Here is a 21,010-nt window from a genome sequence, read left to right as displayed (position 1 = left end):
TGCATGCTTACCCTTTCATCCTTGTCCGAACGTCATGACCAGTGCGGGCTGCTGGTGCGCGGTCACGCGTGGACGTCGACCGGATCGGGATCTGCCGGAACGGGCCCGGGTGCATGAATCAGTCAGCTCCCCCATTCGATGGCAAGGCGTTTGCAAGGACATTGAGCACTGCACCGGGTGTGTACCGGATGATCAGTGCCGATGACAAGGCGCTGTACGTCGGCAAGGCCAGCGCCCTGCGCAACCGCGTATCGAGCTACTTCAACGCGACCCCGAAGTCGGCGCGGATCATGTCCATGCTCGCGCAGACCGCGCGGATGGAAGTCACCGTCACCCGTACCGAGACGGAGGCCTTGATCCTCGAGAACGAGCTGATCAAGTCGTTGAAGCCGCGTTACAACGTGCTCCTGCGCGACGACAAAAGCTACCCCTACGTGCTGCTGACGAGCGAGGAGTGGCCACGTATCACGATGCACCGCGGGCCGCGCTCGGTGCCCGGTCGCTACTTTGGTCCGTACGCCAGCGTCGGCGCGGTGCGCGACACGCTCAACCTGATCCACAAGCTCTTCAAGCTGCGCAGCTGCGACGCCAGCGTATTCGCCAACCGCACCCGTCCATGCCTGCAATACCAGATCGGCCGCTGCAGTGGTCCGTGTGTCGGGCTGGTCGACGCGGAGGTCTACGCCGAAAGCGTGCGCCGCGCGGTGCTGATGCTGGAAGGCCGCAGCGACGAGCTGACCGACGAGATCGGCCGCGCGATGGAGGCCGCCAGTGAGCGGCTGGCCTTCGAGGAGGCGGCGCGGCTGCGCGACCTGCTGGGCTCGATCCGCACCCTGCAGGCACGCCAATACGTTGACGGGCGCGCGGCCGACCTGGACGCGCTCGCGGTTGCGATGGAAGGCAGCGCGGCTTGCGTGATGCTGCTGGCGTTCCGCGACGGCCGCAACCTGGGCACACGCTCGTTCTTTCCGCGCACCAACGGCAGTGAGAGCGCCGAGGAAGTGCTGGCGGCATTCGTCTCCCAGTACTACGGCGAGCACATGCCGCCGGGCGAAATCGTTCTGGACCGGGACATTCCCGATCGGCAGCTGATCGAGGATGCATTGTCGAGCACGGGTGGCCGAAGGGTGCAGTTGCGCTGGAACGTGCGCGGTGACCGCGCGGGCTATCTGGACTTGGCGCGACGCAACGCCCAAATCACGCTGGCCAGCGAGCGCACCAGCCACGCCGCCCAACTGGCGCGCGCCCGGGACCTGCAGAAGATGCTGGGGATGGACGACTTGCCCGAACGCATCGAATGTTTCGACATCAGCCACACCATGGGCGAGGCGACCGTGGCATCGTGCGTGGTGTTCGATGCGGAAGGCCCGGTGCGCGGCCAGTACCGTCGCTTCAATATCGCCGGCATCGAGCCGGGTGATGATTACGCCGCCATGCACCAGGCGCTGAGCCGGCGGTTCAAGCGCGCAATCGCCGCCCCGGGCAAGCCTGCGGGGGTGTTGCCCGACATACTGTTGATTGATGGTGGAGCGGGGCAGGTGGGCCAGGCCCGCGCGGTCCTCGAGGAGCTCGACATCCGCAGCGTCGTGCTGGTGGGCGTGGCCAAGGGTCCCGCCCGACGTCCGGGCGATGAAGACCTGCTGCTGCCTGACGGGCGTACGCTGCATCCCGGTGCCGACTCGCCGGCATTGCAACTGGTCCAGCAGGTGCGCGACGAGGCCCACCGCTTCGCGATCACCGGTCACCGCGGTCGCCGCCAGAAAGCACGCAATTCGAGCCGGCTGGAGGATATTCCCGGTATTGGCCCGCGTCGACGCGGTAACCTGTTGCGACACTTCGGCGGCCTGGGTGGACTCAAGGGGGCCGGGGTGGAAGAAATCTCACGGGTCGAGGGCATCAATGCCGCTTTGGCCGAACGCATCTACGCGACCTTGCACGGACTGGAAGATGCGGGCGGCGGGCCGGATGACGGCACACGGAGTAACGGATGAAGTTGACGGTACCCACCATGCTGACCCTGCTGCGGATCGCGCTGATCCCGGTGCTGGTGGTCGTGTTCTACCTGCCGTTCAAGTGGACGAGCCTGGCGGCCGCCTCCATTTTCGCGTTTGCATCGTTCACCGACTGGGCCGATGGCTGGATTGCGCGCCGCTACAACCAGTTCTCCGCGTTTGGCGCCTTCCTGGATCCGGTCGCCGACAAGTTGATGGTCGCGGTGGCGCTGATGCTGACGGTGCAGAAGCACCCGACGGTCTGGATGACCCTGTGGGCGGCGGTGATCATCGGGCGCGAGATCGCGGTCTCCGCGCTGCGCGAGTGGATGGCCGAGCTGGGACAGCGCGCCAAGGTGCAGGTCGCCACCCTGGGCAAGATCAAGACGGTCGTGCAGATGCTGGCTTTGGTGTTCCTGCTCTACCAGAAGCCGCTGTTCGGACTGCCCATTTTCACCATCGGTGAATGGTTGCTCGCAGCCGCGGCATTGCTTACTCTCTGGTCCGGCTTTGCGTATCTGCGGGCCGCGTGGCCGTCGATGAAAGAAGATTCACGAGGCAGTTGACAGTTCTGTCTGCATGCCTACAATAGTCGGCTCAGTCAGCGGGAATAGCTCAGTTGGTAGAGCACGACCTTGCCAAGGTCGGGGTCGCGAGTTCGAGTCTCGTTTCCCGCTCCAGACATGGCACCACGGTTCGCCGGGGTGGCACCGAACAAGGCCCCGGTTTCGGGGTTTTGTTTTTTCAGGAGATTGCCCAGTGCAACTCCAGCCGCAAGGGTTATCCTTGTGGCGCACGTCATCCGGCCGGGTGGCAGAGTGGTCATGCAGCGGACTGCAAATCCGCGTACGCCGGTTCGATTCCGACCTCGGCCTCCATATATATCAAAGGGTTACGTGCAAACGTAGCCCTTTTTTATTGCTTTTTTGGAGTGGTTTCGGAGTGGTAAATGGCGTGGCTTCGGTAGTTTGCCTTGTTCATCTATGCCATTCACGCATCTGAGACTAGCTGTTGAAGGAAGATAAAGGTAACAAAAGCAAATACTTAGAGTGCTTCGTGTGATGGTTTTCGCTAGTCTCTACGAACCGACGTACACGGAGTTCTTAGTCGTGTACGTGAGTTTCATGGCTAGGCAGGTTGACGCGAGCTACGCCCCTTGCCGTGAGGTGATCCACCGCGACGCGCCCCGCTGGGGATGGCGGTGCTGCTGGTTCACTCAGGCAGCACAGCCCGGCACTATTCTTTCGGCATGTGCGGAAGAGACTCCCAGTTCTACACGTGGCGCGAGGTGCATGCCTTCTCCGGCGGGCTGCCTCTGGTTACGCCTGATGCCGACCCGGTGCCCAACTACAACCGTGCCCCCACGCAGGAAGGGTGGGCGATAGTTGCAGCTGACCAAGATGGTGGTGCCGCGTTGCCAATGCGTTGGGGTCTGCTGCCGGCATGGGCAAAGGACACGCGGCTGGCGTACAAGACCATCAATGCCCGCTTGGAAACCGTGGCCGAAAAGCCGGCATTCAGGAGTGCGTGGGTTCGTCGTCGGTGTCTGATCCCGAGCTCGGGCTATTACGAGTGGATCCAGCTCGACCCGAAAACGAAGCAGCCATATTTCATCCACCTGGCCGATGCGCCGGTCATGTTCTATGCGGGGCTGTGGGATGCGCGGACGGGTGCCGATGGCGGCGAACTGCTGACCTACAGCGTGATCACCCGAGACGCCGACCAGACCGTGGCCACCATCCACGATCGCATGCCATTGATCCTGCCCACGGATGTGTTCCCCGCTTGGCTTCATGGCACCAGCGACGACGCGATGTCGATCGCGCTGAGCGTCCCGTCCGCGAATCTGGTGTATCACCCGGTGAGCCGGGCCGTCGGCAATGTGCGCAATACGGGTCCGCAGTTAGTGGAGCCGCTGGTGGGCTCATCGCACTAAAATCCCGTGGCCTGTTCTGGCATCGTCACGACTCGGTCGCCACTACCCGCTGGCTGCATATGCGTGGCTGAAGTTGGTCAACGGTTGGATGTTGCCTCGCGTTGCACAATCAATCGGCGTCCTGAGCCCTCGCACTCCAGTCGAGACATGAGAAAGACGCTTCCTTAGATAGGCGGCGGCTGTCTGCGCCGGCGCCCTCCGTTGCGACGCTGGGGTTCATCCACCTCGTGAACTGTGTCTGTGGGATCGTTTGCAGCACACCTTACATGGCGATCCTTCCGTTCCCGTTGCTGACGCTTTGCGGCTTCACGGACGAAGTTGATTACATCGTCGCGAAGGATCACTAGATGTTTCCGGTTGAGTGATAGAGCAGGAAGTTCACCGGTTGTGATGAGGTCGCGCGTCGCGTCTACGCCCATCCTCAAGAGTTCTGCTGTTTCACTGAGGCTAAGGCACTCGGAGGCACACCCGGGCGTTCCGTTGATCGTTCCCACATCACGGGCAGTTCGATCCACAACAATGTCTCCCTTACCTAAGAAGCTACGTTAAACGTAGCTTACATCTTTCAAAAAGCAAGGCATGGTCGCTACTCGTTCAAGTAGTGATGCTCGACTTGCCCCAGTTCCCTGCCAGATCCATTTTCGCCGCCCGTCTCAAAGAAGCGCGGACGGCAGCCGGTCTGACGCAGAAGGAATTAGGCAGGCTTGCGGGCATTGCCGAAGACGTCGCAAGCACGAGGATCAATCGCTATGAGCGCGGCGTGCATGACTGCGACTCGCAGACTGCGCAAAGGTTGGCCTCAGCTCTCGGCATTCCGCTCGCAAGTCTCTACGCAGAGGACGAGTCTGTTGCAGACGCCATCCACAGTTTTTCACGACTATCACTCGTCGATCGACTCGACGTACTAGCCCATATGAGACAACGCCTAGCGGTTCGAGATGAATAGAGCCCTGCGCATTCCTTCCGGCAGTCATCCTCTTGACGGGGACACTGGCCGCATTTGGAAGAGAAGCAATTACGGCAGCTGGATCGAAGAAGACGTGGATGCTCTGGGAAGGAAAAGGACCGAACTTCTGACTCAGGGATTTTCGCTCAGCCGAGTCGACAGCCAGGTCCATCCGTTAGGCTATGGCCGCTCCGGCGAGGAGCTCGACCGTCCCAGAGAGAGGAATTGCTTAGGATCTCCGTTTGGGCCCACATAAAAGGAGGTGAGAATGGACGGCTTGGACGTCGCGTTTGTCGAAGGGAATGTCTACTCCAGATCTAAGGAAATCACCGGCCGATTCGGGGGAAGCCCACAGGGGGGCATTGCCCATTCGCGCCAAACGCCGGCGGTATTCATCTTCACTGGAGAGGGGGGCGAAAAGTTCGGGTACGTCGATAAGTGGGATGATGCGGAACAGGTCTTTACCTACACCGGTGAAGGGCAAGTCGGTGATATGACCTTTGTCCGAGGAAACGCGGCCGTTCGAGACCATGGCGTTGAAGGCCGTGCCCTTCATCTTTTTAAGAAGGTCAGTCGCAATGGCCGCTACCGCTACATGGGCGAAATGCAGTGCGCCAGCACAAGCATGGTTCGCGGGCCTGACAAGTACGGAGATGAGCGAGAAATCATCCAGTTCCAGTTGGTGCGGGTTCGCGCGATTCCTGAAGTAATGCCTGCCACGGATGTCAATGACCTGCCCGCCGGTAGTCAGTTTCCTTCGCCGCCGACCTCGTTGGCCAGCCTGCGTGCAGCAGCCTATAAGGCGGTCAAGCCGCCCGGGACCAAGATCACGACCAATACGCCCCGTTCTATCTACCAACGGTCACGATCAGTGGTCGAATACGTGTTTGCGCGGGCCCAAGGTTCCTGCGAATGCTGTGACTCGATTGCGCCGTTTCGGCGACCAGACGGAACCTTCTATCTTGAGGCGCACCACACAGAGCGCCTTTCTGACAACGGCTTAGATTCGCCGGTCTTTGTTGCGGCCATTTGCCCAACCTGCCATCGGCGAATTCACCACGGCTCCGACGGGAAGGCGACAAACGCGGCGCTCCGGCGGGCGATCGCTGCGAAGGAATCGTTGGTCATATGAGTCGTTGCGAAACCCCGACGACCCTCTGGTACTGGTCGCAGGTCGGAGGCTTGCTGATAGAGGAGTCCAGGATTGCCACCAAGACCTCCCTAAGAGGTGATCGTGCTCGGCGGCCCACAGAGCGGGTGCGTACAGCGGCTAAGCCCGATCTCCAGGGCAAGGATTTGATCGTCATCCAGACTAAGAACAAGAGGCTGGGTATGGACCTCATGGGGCAGACCCTGCTTTCCGGCCAGTTGGTGCAGCAGCTCGGACCGCTCAGCGTACAGTCGATCGCCTTGTGCAGCGCGACGGATGAGACCCTACAACCGATGCAGGAAGCTTACGAAGGGTACAAGGTCGTCGTGTGCCCGGCGGAGGTCTGCGTGCTGCGCGGCGAGGCTGTTGATTTCCGACACCCCCATAGCCCGAAAATCGACAGCGACTACTTTGAGGAAGGGACAAAGTGAGCCGGACGCTCGACTGCATCGCTGGTCATGGCCACACGCTCATCGTCGCCACCATCGCCTTTCTCGCCGGCATGGCCATCATGCTGCCCACGGGCGTGACGCTCCCCGACAGCGCGGCGGCACTCATCGGTGCGGTGATTGGCGCGGTCGCCACAATCGGTGGCGCCCTCCTGCTGTGGCGAGTGCAAGAGGCTCAACGAACGCGGCATCTCGCCAAGTCCATCGCCATGCAATTTGGCGAAGTCTTCCACGCATCGTTCGAGCTCATAAGTCAATTGGCCGTAGCCGACCACGCGGCCGGGACTCTGGACGTCCACTATCATGGCGCGGTGGAAGAACAGGTCGATGCGCTGGAAAGGCTTGCCGCCGACTTGCTGCTCGACATCGATCGAACGCGGAAGAAGCTGGATCGGTTCAGTCAGGCGCTTCACTTGCTTACGTCCGATCAGGTTGGCGAATTGATGCTTGCTGAGGCAGCACTAGACGCCATCCAGCCCATTGCCGAGCGGGTTTCCAACTGGTTTGTCCCGGGAGTGCCGTCGGCCACCATGTACCTACCAACCGCGATGGCCGAGGCGAAAGCCGATCTGCGGGGCAGCTACGACTATCTCGGCGAGACTCTCGAACGCTTCGCTCCTGAGTGGAGCAAGGAACTGTAGTTCCCTACCGGCTTTCGTCTTCGCGACCATGCCCACGGCCCAGCCCTCTGCGTCGGCGGTGTGGTCGTCGCGTTGCTCGCCCCGCTGGACAACGGCGTTTGGCACGAGGAGCTGGGCTGTCATGGCAAAACTGCCACCCGAGTTTGGGCTTGCGCGGGTTGAGCATCAACGCCGGGAGGAGACTCGTGTACGGCGCGCGTGGCGCGTAAGGGATTGTCGAGAGCGTCTTCCGACGCTGTGTCGTTCGCGCGTCGAATCTTAAAAGTCAAAGCCTGCAATTCCTTCGCGCCCAGGAGATGCGCCCGACGCGTCGCCCGAGGTACTTGGAAAGCTGGTAGACACGACGTAAACACGTCGCTCTGTTGGATGGGCGGCTGACTCTTCGGCTTCGATATGAAGCGAGGGACCGCGTCGCGTCGCATCGGAAAAGTACGTCTTGGGATGCGTTGGCTGTGCCGTCGTTCTACTGACTATGTTCCGTCGCGAGTTATGAAAGGGCGCGGACGATCGTACAATTGAGTCTGCGTTGGATGGTTTTGGAGTGGTATTCATAGTGGTAAATTCGGTAAGTCGTTGATTTTGCAGGCAGTGATACGGGCTGCAAATCCGCGTACGCCGGTTCGATTCCGACCTCGGCCTCCATTTGAAACCCCTGACTCGTCAGGGGTTTTTTATTGGCGGCAGGAAGCGCTCGCTCAGGCCTTCTTCGCGCCCAGCCGCAGCGCGTTGGCAACGACCGACACCGAGCTCAGACTCATCGCCAGCGCGGCGATCATCGGACTCAGCAGCAGGCCCGTGAACGGGTACAGCACGCCCGCCGCGATCGGCACGCCCATGGCGTTGTAGAGGAACGCAAAGCCCAGGTTCTGCTTCATGTTGGCAACGGTGTCCCTGGAGATCGCGAGCGCACGGGTGATGCCGCGAAGGTCGCCTTTCACCAGGGTGACCTGCGCGCTGGACATCGCCACGTCCGTTCCGGTGCCCATTGCGATGCCGACATCCGCGCCGGCGAGGGCAGGGGCATCGTTGATGCCGTCACCGGCCATCGCCACCTTGCGGCCTTCGGCTTGCAGCTTCTGCACCAGTTCGATCTTGTCCTGCGGGCGGACCTCGCCGTGTACCTCGTCGATGCCGAGCGTCTCCGCCACCGCCTTGGCCGTGGTGACGCCATCTCCGGTAGCCATCACGATTTTCAGGCCCGCCTCGTGCAGCGATTTGATCGCATCGGCAGTGGTCGCCTTGATCGGGTCGGATACCGCCAGCAGGCCGGCCAGGACGCCGTCGACCGCCAGGTACATGACGCTGGCGCCCTCCCGGCGTAATTCTTCGGCCGGTTCGGCGAGAACCGACGCATCCACGCCGACCTCCTCCATCAACGCGGTATTGCCGATCGCCAACGTGGCGCCACCGACCTTGCCGCGCACGCCGATACCGGTGGATGACTCGAACTCCTCCGGCGTTTCCAGCGTCATGTCGCGCCGGCGTGCCTCGGCGACGATGGCATCCGCCAGAGGATGCTCGCTGCCCTGGTCGAGGCTGGCGGCAAGATGCAGCACCTCGTCCCCGGTGAAGCCTTCCGCGGCCAATGTGGAGTGGAACGCCGGGCGCCCCTCGGTCAGGGTTCCGGTCTTGTCGACGATGAGGACATCGATCTTGCGCAGGTTCTCGATGGCTTCCGCATCGCGGAACAGGACGCCTTCGCCGGCCGCGCGGCCGGTCGCCACCATGATCGACATCGGTGTCGCCAGCCCGAGCGCGCAGGGGCAGGCGATGATCAATACCGAAATCGAGTTCACGATCGCAAACGTCCACGACGGTTCGGGACCGAAAAACCCCCAGACAATGAACGTGGCAATGGCCACAGCAATGACGGCCAGCACGAACCAGAACGACACCTTGTCGGCCATGCGCTGCATCGGCGCGCGCGAGCGCTGCGCCTGCGAGACCAGTTGCACGATCTGCGAAAGGACCGTGGCCGAGCCCACTTTTTCTGCCCGGATCACCAGGGCACCGCTGCCGTTGAGCGTGGCGCCGATGACGTTGGAACCGGGGCTCTTCTCGATCGGGATGGGCTCGCCGGTGAGCATCGACTCGTCGATGTTGGAGCTGCCTTCGATAACCTCGCCGTCCACCGGCACCTTCTCGCCCGGGCGAACCCGCAGCCGATCCCCTACATGCACATGGCTGAGCTCGACATCCTCCTCGCTGCCGTCATCATTCAACCGGCGCGCGGTCTTGGGTGCCAGACCCAGCAGTGCCTTCAGCGCAGTGGAGGTCTTGGACCGGGCGCGCAGCTCTAGCATCTGGCCAAGCAGGGTCAGCGAGATGATCATCGATGCGGCTTCGAAATAGACCCCGACCCGGCCGTGCTCATGGAACGATTCCGGGAACAGGTCGGGTGCAAGCGTGGCAACCACGCTGTAGCCGAACGCCGCGCCGACGCCCATGCTGATCAGCGTCCACATGTTGGGGCTGCGGTTGCGGACCGACTGCACGCCGCGCACGAAGAACGGCGCGCCCGCCCACAGCACCACCGGCAGGGTCAATGCGAATTCGATCCAGGTGCGCGTATCCACCGACAGGGCGGGGAAGCGGTGGCCGAACATCGCCAGCAGCATCACGACAACCGAAAGCGGCAGCGTCCACCAGAAGCGTCGGCTGAAATCACGCAGCTCCGGATTTTCCTCATCGTCCAGACCCGGCATCTCCGGCTCCAGCGCCATGCCGCAGATCGGGCAAGTGCCCGGTCCTTCCTGACGGATCTCGGGATGCATGGGGCAGGTGTAGATCGCCCCTTTGGGAGCGGCCGGGGCAACGTCTTCGGCTTGCGGGTCAAGATATCGGGCAGGATCCGCGACGAAGCGCTCGCGGCAGCAGGCTGAGCAGAAGTGGTGGGTCGTTCCTTCGTGCTCGGCGTGGTGCTCGGTCGCCTCCGGGTCGACCTGCATGCCACAAACCGGATCGGTGACGGCGCTCCCTTCCGCAGAGTCCTTGTGGTGATGGGGGTTGTTCATGGGTCCCTCCCGAGGGCTGCAATGGCGATGGCGGGGTGTGTGCGAGTGGCTCACTCGCCGTGACGGGCAAACTCCGACGTAGTGCCGTCGTTGGCGACAAGCTCGACGATGTAGGGCTGCACACGTCCGTCGGGAAGCTCCATGCCGGGCGATCCGGCCGGCATCCCGGGTACTACCAGCCCCTTGGCATCGGGCCGCTCGGCGAGAAGGCGTTTGATGTCAGCAGCGGGCACGTGGCCCTCGACAAAGTAGCCGCCCACTTCTGCGGTGTGGCAAGAGCCCTTGCCGTACGGCACGCCCACGCGCTGCTTGATGGGATCCAATTCTTCGGTATTCACGACTTCGACCTTGAAGCCCGCGCTCTGCATATGTTCCACCCACAGGTGGCAGCAGCCGCAGCTTGCGCTCTTGCTTACCACCATCAGCGGCAGTGCGGACTCGCCCGGCACCGGCGTGTGCACGGGTGTTTGTGGTTGGGCTGCGGGTGTCGCGGCCGTAGTCATGGCCGGATCGTCGTCCGGAGCCGCCGCACACGCCGTGAGGGCATGCGCCGACGCAAGGGCGAGGGTCAGTAAAACGAGGCGATTGCGTTTCATAGGTGGTACTCCGTTCTAGAACCAGATGCGTACGCCCGCCACGAGGCGGGTGTCACGGGTGTCCTCGCCATCGGCGCGGCGGAGGTCGGCGGTGGTGCCCAAAAAGCGTTCGTGGACAACGCCCACATACGGCGCGAACCTACGGTTGATCTCGTAGCGAAGGCGCGCGCCGGCCTCCACTGAACTGAATCCGGAGCCGACGCGGCGTTGCGGATCATCCTTGCCGAACACAGTGATCCCCACCAGCGGCTGCAGGATCAGCCGGTTGGTCAGCAGCAGCTCGTATTCGGCCTCCAGGTTGGCTGCGGTCTGCCCGGAATCACCGACGTAGGCGGTGGCCGAGACGTCAAATTTCATTGGGGCCAGACCCTGCACGCCGAACGCTGCCCAAGTCTGTGAACCACCCGGCTGGAAGTCGTGTTTGATACCGGCCAGGAGATCCCACCACGGGGAGACGCTGCGTCCGTAAAAGACCTCCAGGTCCGCCGCTTCAGTTGTGCCGCCCGTGCGTTCGCCTTCAGTGCGCAGCCAGACACGATTGAGGTCGCTGCCGATCCAGGCATGGCCCTCCCAGGCCTGAGCGGAGCCGGGTTTGGCGGCCCAGGCCTCTAGGCGGTTGACTGCGACGTAGCTGTTGATCTGCTGCCCGTGTTGCATGCCGCGGTGGAGGACCGGGAACGCGGCCGAACGATCGGCGTCCGTGACGACAGGAATCGGCGTGATCGGCTCGCTGCTAGAAGCTGGCGCCCCATGTCCCATGGCTGAGTGATCATCGACCCTTGTCGCCGTTTTCACGGTCGCCTTTTTCGCGGGTTTGCTCGCTAGCGGCGCAGCGTGATGGGCGTGGTCGTGAGTGACAGGCGTAGGCGTCGGCGTCGATGCGGCGTGACCCCGATGGTTCTGGGCAACGGCGGTGCCATGCAGTACCAGACCCAGGGCGAATGTCAACGCGGTGACGGGACCAATCACGCGACTCATTCCTCGACCCTCACTTCGCGCATCATTCCGGCTTCCATGTGGTACAGCAGGTGGCAGTGGAAGGCCCAGCGGCCCAGTGCGTCGGCGCGGACGCGGTAGCTGCGCTTGGTGCCCGGGGGGATATCCACGGTGTGCTTGCGCAGATGGAAGCTGCCGTTCTCGTCTTCCAGATCGCTCCACATGCCATGCAGATGGATCGGGTGGCCCATCATCGTGTCGTTGACCAGCACGATGCGCAGGCGCTCGCCGTAGTTGAGTCGCAGCGGTTCGACGTCCGCGAATTTCAGGCCGTCGAACGACCAGGCGAACTTCTCCATGTGACCGGTCAGGTGCAGCTCGACCTCGCGGCCGGGCTCGCGTCCATCGGGATCGTCGAACAGGCTTTTCATGGCGCCATACGTCAGCACCTTGCGACCGTTGTTGCGCAGGCCCATGCCGGGATCGTCCAACTTGGGCGCGAGTGACATCGCCTGCATATCTACCAGCGGATTGCCGGTCTCGCTCGCCGGGTGCTGCTGCATGCCGTCGGCCGAGTCAGCCATGCCGGCTATCGCGCTCATGTCATGGCCGAAATGATCCATACCGGCGTGGCCGCCATCGGCAGGGCTGGCAGTTCCGTGTCCCATGCTGCTGTGGTCCATTGTCCCGTGATCCATACCACCGTGGCCCATGTCGTCCATGGTCAGCAGGGGGCGGGGATCCAGCGGTGGAACCGGTGGCTGCAGCCCCTCGCGAATCGCCAGCGTGCCGCGTGCGTACCCGGTGCGACCCATGTCCTGGGCGAAGATCGCAAACGCGTCCGCGCCGGCTGGTTCGACCAGCACGTCGAACGTCTCGGCCACGGCAATGCGGAACTCGTCGACGGAAACCGGGTGGATGTACTGGCCGTCGGCGGCGACCACGGTCATCTTCAGGCCGGGGATGCGCACGTCGAAATAGGTCATCGCCGAGCCGTTGATGAAGCGCAGCAAGACCTTCTCGCCCGGTTTGAACAGGCCGGTCCAGTTGCCCGACGGCGCGGTGCCGTTCATCAGGAAAGTGTAGGTGTGGCCGTTGATGTCGGAGATGTCGGACGGCGTCATCCGCATCTGGCCCCACATCCTGCGGTCCTGCAGGGTCGCCGACAGGCCGTCTTCGCGCACGTCGCGGACGAAGTCGCCCACGGTGCGCTGATAGTAGTTGTCGTGGCTGGCGTTCTTTTTCATCCGCCGGAACAGCGCGTTCGGGTCCATGTCGGTCCAGTCCGACAGCAGCACCACGTGCTCGCGATCGTAGTGGTATGGCGCCGGGGATCGTGGTTCCACGATGATCGGTCCGTACAGACCCGCCTGCTCCTGGAACATCGAGTGGCTGTGATACCAGTACGTGCCGGACTGCTGCAGCTGGAACCGGTAGGTGTAGGTCTCGCCGGGGGCGATCCCGTCGAAACTCAGGCCGGGAACGCCGTCCATGTTGGCTGGCAACAGGATGCCGTGCCAGTGGATGGATGAGTGCGCGTTGCGCAGGCGGTTGGCCACGCGCACCGTCACCGTGTCGCCTTCGCGCCAGCGCAGCAGGGGCGCAGGCAGCGTGCCGTTGACGGTGATCGCGGGGCGTGATCGGCCGGTGAAGTTGACCATTGAGCTGCCGATTGATAGGTCGAAGTCGGTGCCGCTCAGGGTTTGATGGGATGAAGGCTTCCCGGTGGCAGCGAGGGCCGGCACCCGCCAGAGACCAGCTCCAGCGGCAAGGCCGCCAGCGACCAGACCCGTGACAAATCGCCGCCGGGAGGGGACCGCCGGAGAGCGGCCTGAAGAATCGGTGGACATGCATCGCTCCGTGAACTCGGATCAAGTCGTCGTCCGCGCGAAGGCGGAATCGCTCAACGTTTGCCGGCGCGGCGTAGCAAGCGCGCCTATTGGCCAGCAAATCGCAACGGTCGCCCTGAGCGGGCGGACCGGACTCAACCGATCGGAGGTCGGTATCGACTCTGCAGCAGGGGTGCCGGATGGTCGGAGAACGTCTGATGCGGCGTCAGGACCTGCGGCGTGATGGACCACCCCTGCGATGGCACCGTCACGGCCCACAGCATTCCTGCCGGGCAGGCCGGATCACACGACGAGCCTTCACAGCACTCTGCCGCCGCGGAATGGGTGTTGCAGGGCGCGGAGGCCGGGTCGGGCGTTGTTGTCCGGGCGTGCTCTAGGCAGCCCATGTGGTCATCCGGAGTGGAGACCGGCACTTCCATCCCCGCGTGCTGCCCATGCATCTGGGTCGTGGCCACGGCGAGGCCCGATCCATTGAGGACCAGCGCCAGGCAGAGCAGGACACGCAGTAGCAGGTGTGGGATGGGCATCGATGACTACTGTAAAGCAAGAAACCACACCCGCGCTGCAGCGTAATCAGGCTGCAACGGCGACGGTTTGGCAGTGCCGCAATGAAGCACCCGACGCGCGGAGTTACGCGGATCACGACCGCGTCCGTACAATGGCCGCGCCGAAGTGCGAATCCTCAGCCCGGATGGCGGAACTGGTAGACGCAACGGACTTAAAATCCGTCAGCCGCAAGGCTATCCGGGTTCGATTCCCGGTCCGGGCACCAACAAGGTCAGTGGGGTCGAGCAATAGTGTTCAATGTTTTCGGTCTAGGGGGCAAGATCCCAGTACCAACAGGAGTGTGTGCCGACTTTCAAAAAGCACGTACTCGGGACCGAAGGAACAAGGTTCGGCGGCTTGGGCGTCGCTGCGAGGCCGATTTACTTGGCTCCTCAATCATGGTGGAGATGCGCGCATGAAGCCTTAGATGCGTGAGAACATCCATGAGCGGCGTGTAGCCTGCCGCACGTAGTTGTCGCCACATAGTCTCGGGAACGCTCGATATTCTGGGTTAGTCACGTCAACTACAAGCGTACTGTTTGATTGCTTCCGGGCGGCGTGTAATAGCATTCGACCTCGGCGGTAATCAGCCAAGAGGGCAGTTACTCTCCCGCTCCACGCTGGAGTCGTACTGGATCGATCACTTTTTCAATTCAGATTATTCACCAAGCGAGAGGGGTTTAATGAGTAAGATTTTCGTTTTTTTGTTTGTTCTATGCGTAGCAACTGGTTGCGGACAAATTTCGGATGTGAAGGCGGAAGCGCGGGCAAAAGAGTTAATTCTTGATGTGTTGAGGGACCCCGATAGCGCAAAGTTTGACGAAACGTTTTTTGTTGGTGGTGAGGATGGAGAGCTGGTGTGTGGAAGGGTCAATGCGAAGACAGGTTTTGGCGGATACTCGGGTATGACCGCGTTCATGGTTTGGCAAGGTAAGCCGTACATCGCGGATCCCATGCACTCAGGGGAAGTTTCAGATTGTTGTCTAATCGTGAACCGCGCAATCGCAGAGCAGAAGGCTGCTTGGGATGTCGACGGCTTTAGCAAAACCTGCAGCGTGGCGTCTACGTCTTCCGCGATGCCATTCAACTTCAGCATCCCGTAGCTGCTAGAGGAGCGGGCCGCCGGTACTGTGTGGGCCGATGTCGGCGCACACCGGATTCTGCGAACTGAACCCTGAGTCTTTATTATCGATAGCTTTCATCGCCCGTCCTTGATCGAGGCTTTGAACTCAAACCCGGTTAACCGCGAAATTATCCGAGCTCGACCCCCGGTCCGGGCACCCCGTGGTGAGTGCCGCTTTCCCTTGCTGAACGGATGCCGGCGCTGTTCCTGCCAGTCGGTGCGACCATGGGCGCCGTCCCCCGACTTTCGCGGTGTTGCCCATGTCAAATTCCCGGCTTCTTCCCTGTGTCCTGGCGGCACTGGGCGCAATCGCGCTTCCGCTGCAGTGCTTTGCCGCGCCGGGCGATGAGTCCTATGGCGCCGCCGCGTTCGATCGCTGCCTTGCCGGTGTGCGCACGCAGGCGCTCGGGGCCGGGATAAGCGCTGCGGTATTCGACCAGCACGTGGGCACCGTGACGCCGGATGTGTCGGTGCTGCCGCTGCTGGACAGCCAGCCCGAGTTCAAAACTCCGATCTGGGACTATCTGGCGGGACTGGTCGATACCGAGCGCGTCGAGGACGGGCAGGCGATGCTGCGCGAGCACGCCGCCACGCTGAAGCGTGTGGAGAGCCAGTACGGTGTGGACCCGGCGACGGTGGTGGCCGTCTGGGGGGTGGAAAGTGACTTCGGCAAGACCTTCGGCAAGCGGCCGTTGCTGACATCCCTGACAACGCTTTCGTGCATGGGCCGCCGGCAGCCGTTCTTCCGCGGTGAGCTGATTGCGACGCTGCAGATTGTCCAGGCCGGCGACGTGGCGGCGGACAAATTGGTCGGCTCCTGGGCGGGCGCCTTTGGCCATACCCAGTTCATGCCGTCCACCTACCGGCGTATCGCAGTGGACTTCGATGGCGACGGCCGCCGCGACCTCGTAGGCAGCGTCCCCGATGCGCTGGCTTCCACGGCCAACTACCTGAAGCGCTCGGGCTGGCGCACCGGTGAGCCCTGGGGTTACGAAGTGCGGCTGCCAGCCAATTTCGATGCGTCGGTTTCCGGTCGCACGTCGCGCAGGCCGCTGTCGTTCTGGACCGGTCGTGGCATCACCCGCGTGGATGGAGCGCCGCTCGCCGGCTCGGACAAGCCCACGGCGCTCATGTTGCCCGTGGGCAAGTCAGGGCCCGCGTTCCTGGTGTTCAAGAATTTCGATGCGATCTACTCCTACAACGCGGCGGAGAGCTATGCGTTCGCGATCGCGCTGCTGGCGGACCGCCTGCGAGGGCAGGGCGGACTGGTCACTGCATGGCCGACCGATGATCCCGGACTCTCGCGCCGCGAACGCCGTGAGCTGCAGATGTTGTTACTGCAGCGCGGTCACGAGATCGGCGAGGTTGACGGCATGATCGGCAGCGCCAGCCGCGCAGCCATCAAGCGCGAGCAAGAGCGGCTGGGGATGAGCGCCGACGGACGGGCGGGGCAGGCGATCCTGCGCGCGCTGCAACACGCTACGCGCGAAGCGGGAGCGGGAACCTCCGGCTAATGGCGCGACAACACGCAGATCAGTTCCACGGGCGGTTATCCTCGTGGCCTGACCTGATCCGGATCCCCACGTATGCTGCGTTACCTGCCGTATTTCCTGAGCATCCTGCTGACCGTGCTGACCGGCCTGCTTGCCTTGCTGGTGGCACCCGGCTGGGGATGGGCGGCTCTGGTGTTTGGCTGCATCGCTGCGTTGGGGACGGCTGACGTACTGCAGCGGACCAGCGCGTTGCGGCAGAACTATCCGGTGATCGCGCACTTCCGCTACGGACTTGAGTCCATCGGCCCGGAGATGCGCCAGTACTTCATCCAGGCCGATACCGCCGAGGTGCCGTTCTCACGCCTGCAGCGTGCGCTGGTGTACCAGCGTGCGAAGTCGGTCAATGACACCCGCCCGTTCGGCACCATGCAGGACGTCTACGCCAACGACTACGAGTGGATCAACCACTCGATGGCGCCGGTGCCCCACGGTGATCCCAACTTCCGCGTGCTGATCGGCCCCAATACCGCGCAACCGTACTCGGCCAGCGTGTTCAACATCTCGGCGATGAGCTTTGGCTCGCTTTCGGCAAACGCCATCCGCGCCCTCAACAAGGGCGCAATGATGGGCGGCTTCTACCATGACACCGGGGAGGGCTCGATATCGCCCTACCATCGCGAACACGGCGGCGATCTGGTCTGGGAAATCGGTTCTGGTTACTTCGGCTGCCGCAATCCCGACGGCACCTTCAATGCCGAGCGCTTTGCCGCCAATGCCACCGAGCCGCAGGTCAAGATGATCGAGATCAAGCTGTCGCAGGGCGCCAAGCCCGGCCACGGCGGGGTGCTGCCGGCGGCGAAGGTTTCTCCGGAGATCGCGGTGACGCGCGGCGTCGAGGTGGGCGTGGAGTGCGTGTCACCCGCGCGCCACAGCGCGTTCTCGACCCCGGTGGAGCTGCTGCAGTTCGTGGCGAAGCTGCGCGACCTGTCTGGCGGCAAGCCGACCGGATTCAAGCTCGCCATCGGCCACCCCTGGGAGTGGTTCGCGATCGCCAAGGCCATGCACGAGACCGGATTGCTGCCCGACTTCATCGTCGTGGATGGTGCGGAGGGCGGCACCGGGGCTGCGCCGGCGGAGTTCATGAACCACGTCGGCGTGCCCATGCACGAGGCGTTGATGCTGGTCCACAACACCCTGGTCGGGCTGAACCTGCGCGATGACATCCGCCTCGGTGGCGCGGGACGGATCATCAGCGCGTTCGACATCGTGCGGACGCTGGCGATGGGCGCGGACTGGTGCAACTCCGGACGGGGTTTCATGTTTGCAGTTGGCTGCATCCAGGCCCAGAGCTGTCACACCGATCGCTGCCCGACCGGCGTGGCGACCCAGGATCCGGCTCGCTGGAAAGGCCTGGACGTGACCAGCAAGGCCATTCGCGTGCAGGGATTCCACCGCAATACCCTCAATGCCCTGCGTGACCTGTTGTGCGCGGCCGGCCTGAGTGATCCCAGCGAGGTCGGCCCTGAACATATCCTGCGGCGGGTCTCGCCAACGGAGGTGCGGTCGCTGGCGGCGCTGTACAACTTCCTTGAGCCGGGCCAGCTGCTATCGGGCATCCCAGACCACGCCGTGTTCCAGTCGTACTGGGCGAGCGCAAGGAGCGATTCGTTCGACGCGCCCGATCAGGTGAAGTCGATGCGCGATAGCAAGTCGCGCTGAGTGCAGTCAGAGAATTTGCAGCACGTTCTCCGGCGGACGTCCGATCACGGCGCGCCCGTTGTGGACGAATATCGGACGCTCGATCAAGCGCGGATGGGTTGCCATGGCCTCGACGATCTGGTCATCGGTCCTGGCCGGATCCGCCAGGCCAAGCTCGGCGTATTCACTCTCGCCGGTGCGAAGTAGCGCGCGTGGCCGCATATCCAGCAACTCCAACAGTGAGCGAAGCTCATCGGCATTGGGCGGGTTATCCAGATAGAGGATGACCTCGGGCTGGATGTCTTTTTCCTGCAGCAAATCGAGGGTGCCGCGCGACTTTGAGCAGCGTGGGTTGTGGTAAAGCCGGGTCTCGGTCATGGCATGGCTCCTGAAAAGGCTCGGCGATCATCCTAGCGTCGCAGAGGGCGGCTCGCGTCTCGGGGGCATTCAGTCCCGATTTTCGCAGGGTGAGGTTTCGGGTCTGCTGTGCGTCACTTCGCCGCACGAAAAAGGCCACCCCGAAAGGTGGCCTAAGTCGTTGATTTATATGGTGGGCGGTAGTGGGATCGAACCACTGACCCTTGCCGTGTGAAGGCAATGCTCTACCGCTGAGCTAACCGCCCGCAATCCGTTGTCCGGATCATCCGGCCGATTATACGGCAGCTCCGAATCTGCGCAACCGTTGCGTTGTTTTTCCCGCGATGCATCCCGCGCACGCGCGCTGCGCCGCCACACGGTGCCGGCAGGAGCGACCGTGACGCGCTCTTGCAAACCGCCCGGCGAACATGGGCCCCCCAGAGTGGAGCGGTCGATGAGTGATGTCCGTGCGCCAACGCCAACATCGTCCGTTCGCATCGGCTGCGCAGGCTGGTCGATCCCCACGCGCGCGGCGCGACTGTTCGGTGCAGGGGAAAGTCATCTCGAGCGTTACGCGACCCGCTTCGACGTGGTCGAGATCAACTCATCATTTTACCGTCCACATCAAGCGAAGACGTATCGCCGGTGGGCGGACACGGTGCCGCCGGGGTTCCGGTTCTCGGTGAAACTGCCGCGACAGATCACCCACGAGGCGCGATTGGCTGACGCCGACAGGTTGCTGGGGGAGTTTCTTGATCAGGTCTCCGGCCTGGGCCCGAAGTTGGGCGGGATCCTGGTACAACTGCCGCCGAGTCTTGTATTCGACGCTCGCGTGGCGGAGGGATTCTTCGGCATGATGCGTCGCAGTGTCGACACCCCGATCGCTTGCGAGCCACGCCATTCGAGCTGGTTCGGCAGCAAGGCCGCGGAGGTGTGGGACGCGTTTTCGATCACCCGCGTCGCCGCAGACCCCGCACGCTTGCCCGAGGCGGGGACGCCTGCTGGTCCGAAGTCAGCGCGCTGGAGTTACTGGCGCCTGCACGGCTCTCCGCGCATGTACTACAGCAGCTATGAGGATGCGGTGCTTCAAAAGTTGGCAACGCAGCTCTTGCAACGGGGCAGGGCGAGATCGCCGGCGTGGTGCATTTTTGACAACACCGCCGGCGGCCACGCGGTGGAGGACGCGGCGCGGCTGCAGGCGCTTGTTGCACGAGACACCAGCCCCTGACAGGCTAAGCAGACGCTTCTGCGGCTACGAATCCACTCCGGCATGCGCGCCGGTCATCCTCGTGGGGCGTACGCGATCAGGGCAATGGCCACGATCGCCAGCGCGATCGCCAAGCGGTTCCAGCGGCTTGTCTTCTCTTGGAAGACCGCCACGCCAACCAGAGTCCCCAGCACCACCACCCCGATGTTCATCGCCGCGAAAACCACGGCCGGGCTCTCGGGCAATGCCTGGTGCGCGCGCACGTAGAAGACGATGTTGCCGAAGTTGAGCAGCCCCAGCAGCAGCCCGGCGGCGAAGCTGGACCCGTCCAGACGCGCCTTTCCGCGGATATGACGGAAGGCCTGCCAGCTTGCCATGAGCACGAACGCCAGTACGAAGGCGACCTGCAGCGAGGCCATCGACGGCGTGCCCGACTGAGCGACGAGTTTCAGCAGCACGTCCACGCACGCGAACCCCACCCACACAGTGAGCAGCGGCATCCACGCAGCCCGCTCGTTGGCGGTTGCAACGGGGCGGGCAGCGATGCCTGCGACGGCGAGCAGTCCCAGCGCGAGACCCACCAGCTTGACGACGCTGGCGGTCTCCCCGAATACGGTGAACGCCGCCACCAGCGAAAGCAGCAGCGAAAGGCGCTGGGCCACGTCGGTCCGCACGATCCCCGCCTGACGCACGGCATTGGCAAGGACCAGGAACAGCGACGGCAACAAAACGCCCAGTCCCAGCAATACCCACCAGTGGCCGCCGGCGCTGCGCAGGCTGCCCAGGTCGGGGCGCAGCAGCAGCGCGCACAGCACGGCGGCGACCAGGTAGTTCCAGGTCACCATCTGGGCCACATCCAGGCGTTTGCGCGGAGCGAGTTTCAGCAGCACGGACACCAGCACGCTACAAAGGATGCTGAGCCCGATCAGGTGCATGCGCGCCGCCGGTCGAGGCGAGGGACAGGAGATTTCATCGCTGACATTGTCCAGTCGAACCGTGTTTTCCGCCACCCGTGGTTCGAGAAGAGCGACGTCCGTCCCATCGCCATCCCGTCGTGTCGCCACTGTGATCCGCGCA

The 21,010-nt window shown here is 63.1% G+C and carries 19 protein-coding genes and 4 tRNA genes; 14 read left to right on the top strand and 9 right to left on the bottom strand.

The features are described 5' to 3' along the window. The first annotated feature begins 113 nt into the window (after positions 1-113). From uvrC to KZ491_RS04610, 5 genes are all read left to right on the top strand, one after another. Complete coding sequence (uvrC, locus tag KZ491_RS04630) at positions 114-1,991, top strand: excinuclease ABC subunit UvrC (protein ID WP_222564636.1); 1,878 nt, start codon at positions 114-116, stop codon at positions 1,989-1,991. Next, positions 1,988-2,557 carry a CDP-diacylglycerol--glycerol-3-phosphate 3-phosphatidyltransferase gene (gene pgsA, locus KZ491_RS04625; RefSeq protein ID WP_222564635.1) on the top strand — a complete coding sequence of 190 codons (570 nt, stop codon included), beginning with the start codon at positions 1,988-1,990 and terminating at the stop codon, positions 2,555-2,557. Before uvrC ends, pgsA begins: the two co-directional genes overlap by 4 nt. A 38-nt stretch (positions 2,558-2,595) precedes the next feature. Next, positions 2,596-2,671, top strand: a tRNA-Gly gene (locus KZ491_RS04620). 124 nt (positions 2,672-2,795) lie between these two features. Then, a tRNA-Cys gene (locus KZ491_RS04615) sits at positions 2,796-2,869 on the top strand. Between the two features lie 317 nt (positions 2,870-3,186). Then, positions 3,187-3,927 (top strand): SOS response-associated peptidase, encoded by a 741-nt coding sequence (locus KZ491_RS04610; RefSeq protein WP_222564634.1) that lies wholly within the window; start codon positions 3,187-3,189, stop codon positions 3,925-3,927. 164 nt (positions 3,928-4,091) lie between these two features. Here the strand turns inward: KZ491_RS04610 and KZ491_RS12920 are convergent, their stop codons facing one another. Continuing rightward, complete coding sequence (locus KZ491_RS12920) at positions 4,092-4,421, bottom strand: helix-turn-helix domain-containing protein (RefSeq protein WP_425493091.1); 330 nt, start codon at positions 4,419-4,421, stop codon at positions 4,092-4,094. A gap of 110 nt (positions 4,422-4,531) precedes the next feature. Between KZ491_RS12920 and KZ491_RS04600 the strand changes: the two genes are divergently transcribed. The 4 genes from KZ491_RS04600 to KZ491_RS04585 all read left to right on the top strand — a co-directional run bounded on the left by KZ491_RS04600 (position 4,532) and on the right by KZ491_RS04585 (position 7,113). Then, the gene (locus KZ491_RS04600; protein ID WP_222564632.1) at positions 4,532-4,873 is read left to right on the top strand and encodes a helix-turn-helix domain-containing protein; all 342 of its coding nucleotides are present in this window, start codon (positions 4,532-4,534) and stop codon (positions 4,871-4,873) included. A 268-nt stretch (positions 4,874-5,141) separates the two neighbouring features. Continuing rightward, positions 5,142-6,005: an SRA domain-containing endonuclease gene (locus tag KZ491_RS04595; protein WP_222564631.1), complete on the top strand. Its 864-nt coding sequence runs from the start codon at positions 5,142-5,144 to the stop codon at positions 6,003-6,005. Beyond that, complete coding sequence (locus tag KZ491_RS04590) at positions 6,002-6,454, top strand: hypothetical protein (RefSeq protein WP_222564630.1); 453 nt, start codon at positions 6,002-6,004, stop codon at positions 6,452-6,454. Before KZ491_RS04595 ends, KZ491_RS04590 begins: the two co-directional genes overlap by 4 nt. After that, entirely contained in the window at positions 6,451-7,113 is a 663-nt protein-coding gene (locus KZ491_RS04585) for a hypothetical protein (RefSeq protein ID WP_222564629.1), read from the top strand. Before KZ491_RS04590 ends, KZ491_RS04585 begins: the two co-directional genes overlap by 4 nt. 695 nt (positions 7,114-7,808) lie before the next feature. Here KZ491_RS04585 and KZ491_RS04580 read toward each other — a convergent pair. From KZ491_RS04580 to KZ491_RS04560, 5 genes are all read right to left on the bottom strand, one after another. Further along, complete coding sequence (locus tag KZ491_RS04580) at positions 7,809-10,127, bottom strand: heavy metal translocating P-type ATPase (RefSeq protein WP_222564628.1); 2,319 nt, start codon at positions 10,125-10,127, stop codon at positions 7,809-7,811. Positions 10,128-10,177: 50 nt separating this feature from the next. Then, a complete protein-coding gene (locus KZ491_RS04575; protein ID WP_222564627.1) occupies positions 10,178-10,723 on the bottom strand; it encodes a DUF411 domain-containing protein in 546 nt (181 codons plus the stop codon). A 15-nt stretch (positions 10,724-10,738) separates the two neighbouring features. Continuing rightward, positions 10,739-11,701, bottom strand: a complete 963-nt coding sequence (locus KZ491_RS04570; RefSeq protein WP_222564626.1) for a copper resistance protein B — start codon at positions 11,699-11,701, stop codon at positions 10,739-10,741. After that, the gene (locus KZ491_RS04565) at positions 11,698-13,509 is read right to left on the bottom strand and encodes a copper resistance system multicopper oxidase (RefSeq protein ID WP_222564625.1); all 1,812 of its coding nucleotides are present in this window, start codon (positions 13,507-13,509) and stop codon (positions 11,698-11,700) included. Before KZ491_RS04565 ends, KZ491_RS04570 begins: the two co-directional genes overlap by 4 nt. Positions 13,510-13,643: 134 nt before the next feature. Continuing rightward, positions 13,644-14,036, bottom strand: coding sequence for a CopL family metal-binding regulatory protein (locus tag KZ491_RS04560; protein WP_222564624.1), 393 nt, complete (start codon positions 14,034-14,036; stop codon positions 13,644-13,646). Positions 14,037-14,194: 158 nt separating this feature from the next. Between KZ491_RS04560 and KZ491_RS04555 the strand changes: the two genes are divergently transcribed. The 4 genes from KZ491_RS04555 (at position 14,195) to KZ491_RS04540 (ending at position 18,390) form a co-directional block, all read left to right on the top strand. After that, positions 14,195-14,281 (top strand) — tRNA-Leu (locus KZ491_RS04555). A gap of 457 nt (positions 14,282-14,738) precedes the next feature. Then, positions 14,739-15,158 carry a hypothetical protein gene (locus KZ491_RS04550; protein ID WP_222564623.1) on the top strand — a complete coding sequence of 140 codons (420 nt, stop codon included), beginning with the start codon at positions 14,739-14,741 and terminating at the stop codon, positions 15,156-15,158. A 280-nt stretch (positions 15,159-15,438) separates the two neighbouring features. After that, a complete protein-coding gene (locus tag KZ491_RS04545; protein ID WP_222564622.1) occupies positions 15,439-16,692 on the top strand; it encodes a lytic murein transglycosylase in 1,254 nt (417 codons plus the stop codon). Between the two features lie 72 nt (positions 16,693-16,764). Next, the gene (locus KZ491_RS04540) at positions 16,765-18,390 is read left to right on the top strand and encodes an FMN-binding glutamate synthase family protein (RefSeq protein ID WP_222564621.1); all 1,626 of its coding nucleotides are present in this window, start codon (positions 16,765-16,767) and stop codon (positions 18,388-18,390) included. 6 nt (positions 18,391-18,396) lie between these two features. Here the strand turns inward: KZ491_RS04540 and arsC are convergent, their stop codons facing one another. Further along, positions 18,397-18,747 carry an arsenate reductase (glutaredoxin) gene (gene arsC, locus KZ491_RS04535; protein ID WP_222564620.1) on the bottom strand — a complete coding sequence of 117 codons (351 nt, stop codon included), beginning with the start codon at positions 18,745-18,747 and terminating at the stop codon, positions 18,397-18,399. Between the two features lie 170 nt (positions 18,748-18,917). Beyond that, positions 18,918-18,992, bottom strand: a tRNA-Val gene (locus KZ491_RS04530). A 188-nt stretch (positions 18,993-19,180) separates the two neighbouring features. Here KZ491_RS04530 and KZ491_RS04525 point away from each other — a divergent pair. Next, a complete protein-coding gene (locus KZ491_RS04525; protein ID WP_222564619.1) occupies positions 19,181-19,954 on the top strand; it encodes a DUF72 domain-containing protein in 774 nt (257 codons plus the stop codon). A 53-nt stretch (positions 19,955-20,007) separates the two neighbouring features. On the opposite strand, the gene KZ491_RS04520 is transcribed toward KZ491_RS04525, so the two are convergent. Beyond that, positions 20,008-20,868 (bottom strand): EamA family transporter, encoded by an 861-nt coding sequence (locus tag KZ491_RS04520; protein ID WP_222564618.1) that lies wholly within the window; start codon positions 20,866-20,868, stop codon positions 20,008-20,010. Positions 20,869-21,010 lie beyond the last annotated feature (142 nt).

This window comes from Novilysobacter antarcticus (assembly GCF_019802285.1).
Lineage (GTDB): Bacteria > Pseudomonadota > Gammaproteobacteria > Xanthomonadales > Xanthomonadaceae > Novilysobacter > Novilysobacter antarcticus.
This window is presented reverse-complemented; position numbering and strand designations above follow the sequence as displayed.

Excerpts from the sequence above, each read along its gene's own strand:
- KZ491_RS04570 (WP_222564626.1), bottom strand. The coding sequence starts at position 11,701 with ATGAGTCGCGTGATTGGTCCCGTCACCGCGTTGACATTCGCCCTGGGT.
- KZ491_RS04575 (WP_222564627.1), bottom strand. The coding sequence starts at position 10,723 with ATGAAACGCAATCGCCTCGTTTTACTGACCCTCGCCCTTGCGTCGGCG.
- KZ491_RS04600 (WP_222564632.1), top strand. The coding sequence starts at position 4,532 with ATGCTCGACTTGCCCCAGTTCCCTGCCAGATCCATTTTCGCCGCCCGT.
- KZ491_RS04610 (WP_222564634.1), top strand. The coding sequence starts at position 3,187 with ATGGCGGTGCTGCTGGTTCACTCAGGCAGCACAGCCCGGCACTATTCT.
- KZ491_RS04580 (WP_222564628.1), bottom strand. The coding sequence starts at position 10,127 with ATGAACAACCCCCATCACCACAAGGACTCTGCGGAAGGGAGCGCCGTC.
- KZ491_RS04520 (WP_222564618.1), bottom strand. The coding sequence starts at position 20,868 with ATGCACCTGATCGGGCTCAGCATCCTTTGTAGCGTGCTGGTGTCCGTG.
- pgsA (WP_222564635.1), top strand. The coding sequence starts at position 1,988 with ATGAAGTTGACGGTACCCACCATGCTGACCCTGCTGCGGATCGCGCTG.
- KZ491_RS04590 (WP_222564630.1), top strand. The coding sequence starts at position 6,002 with ATGAGTCGTTGCGAAACCCCGACGACCCTCTGGTACTGGTCGCAGGTC.
- KZ491_RS04545 (WP_222564622.1), top strand. The coding sequence starts at position 15,439 with ATGTCAAATTCCCGGCTTCTTCCCTGTGTCCTGGCGGCACTGGGCGCA.
- KZ491_RS04595 (WP_222564631.1), top strand. The coding sequence starts at position 5,142 with ATGGACGGCTTGGACGTCGCGTTTGTCGAAGGGAATGTCTACTCCAGA.
- arsC (WP_222564620.1), bottom strand. The coding sequence starts at position 18,747 with ATGACCGAGACCCGGCTTTACCACAACCCACGCTGCTCAAAGTCGCGC.
- uvrC (WP_222564636.1), top strand. The coding sequence starts at position 114 with ATGAATCAGTCAGCTCCCCCATTCGATGGCAAGGCGTTTGCAAGGACA.
- KZ491_RS04565 (WP_222564625.1), bottom strand. The coding sequence starts at position 13,509 with ATGTCCACCGATTCTTCAGGCCGCTCTCCGGCGGTCCCCTCCCGGCGG.
- KZ491_RS04550 (WP_222564623.1), top strand. The coding sequence starts at position 14,739 with ATGAGTAAGATTTTCGTTTTTTTGTTTGTTCTATGCGTAGCAACTGGT.
- KZ491_RS04525 (WP_222564619.1), top strand. The coding sequence starts at position 19,181 with ATGAGTGATGTCCGTGCGCCAACGCCAACATCGTCCGTTCGCATCGGC.
- KZ491_RS04540 (WP_222564621.1), top strand. The coding sequence starts at position 16,765 with ATGCTGCGTTACCTGCCGTATTTCCTGAGCATCCTGCTGACCGTGCTG.
- KZ491_RS04560 (WP_222564624.1), bottom strand. The coding sequence starts at position 14,036 with ATGCCCATCCCACACCTGCTACTGCGTGTCCTGCTCTGCCTGGCGCTG.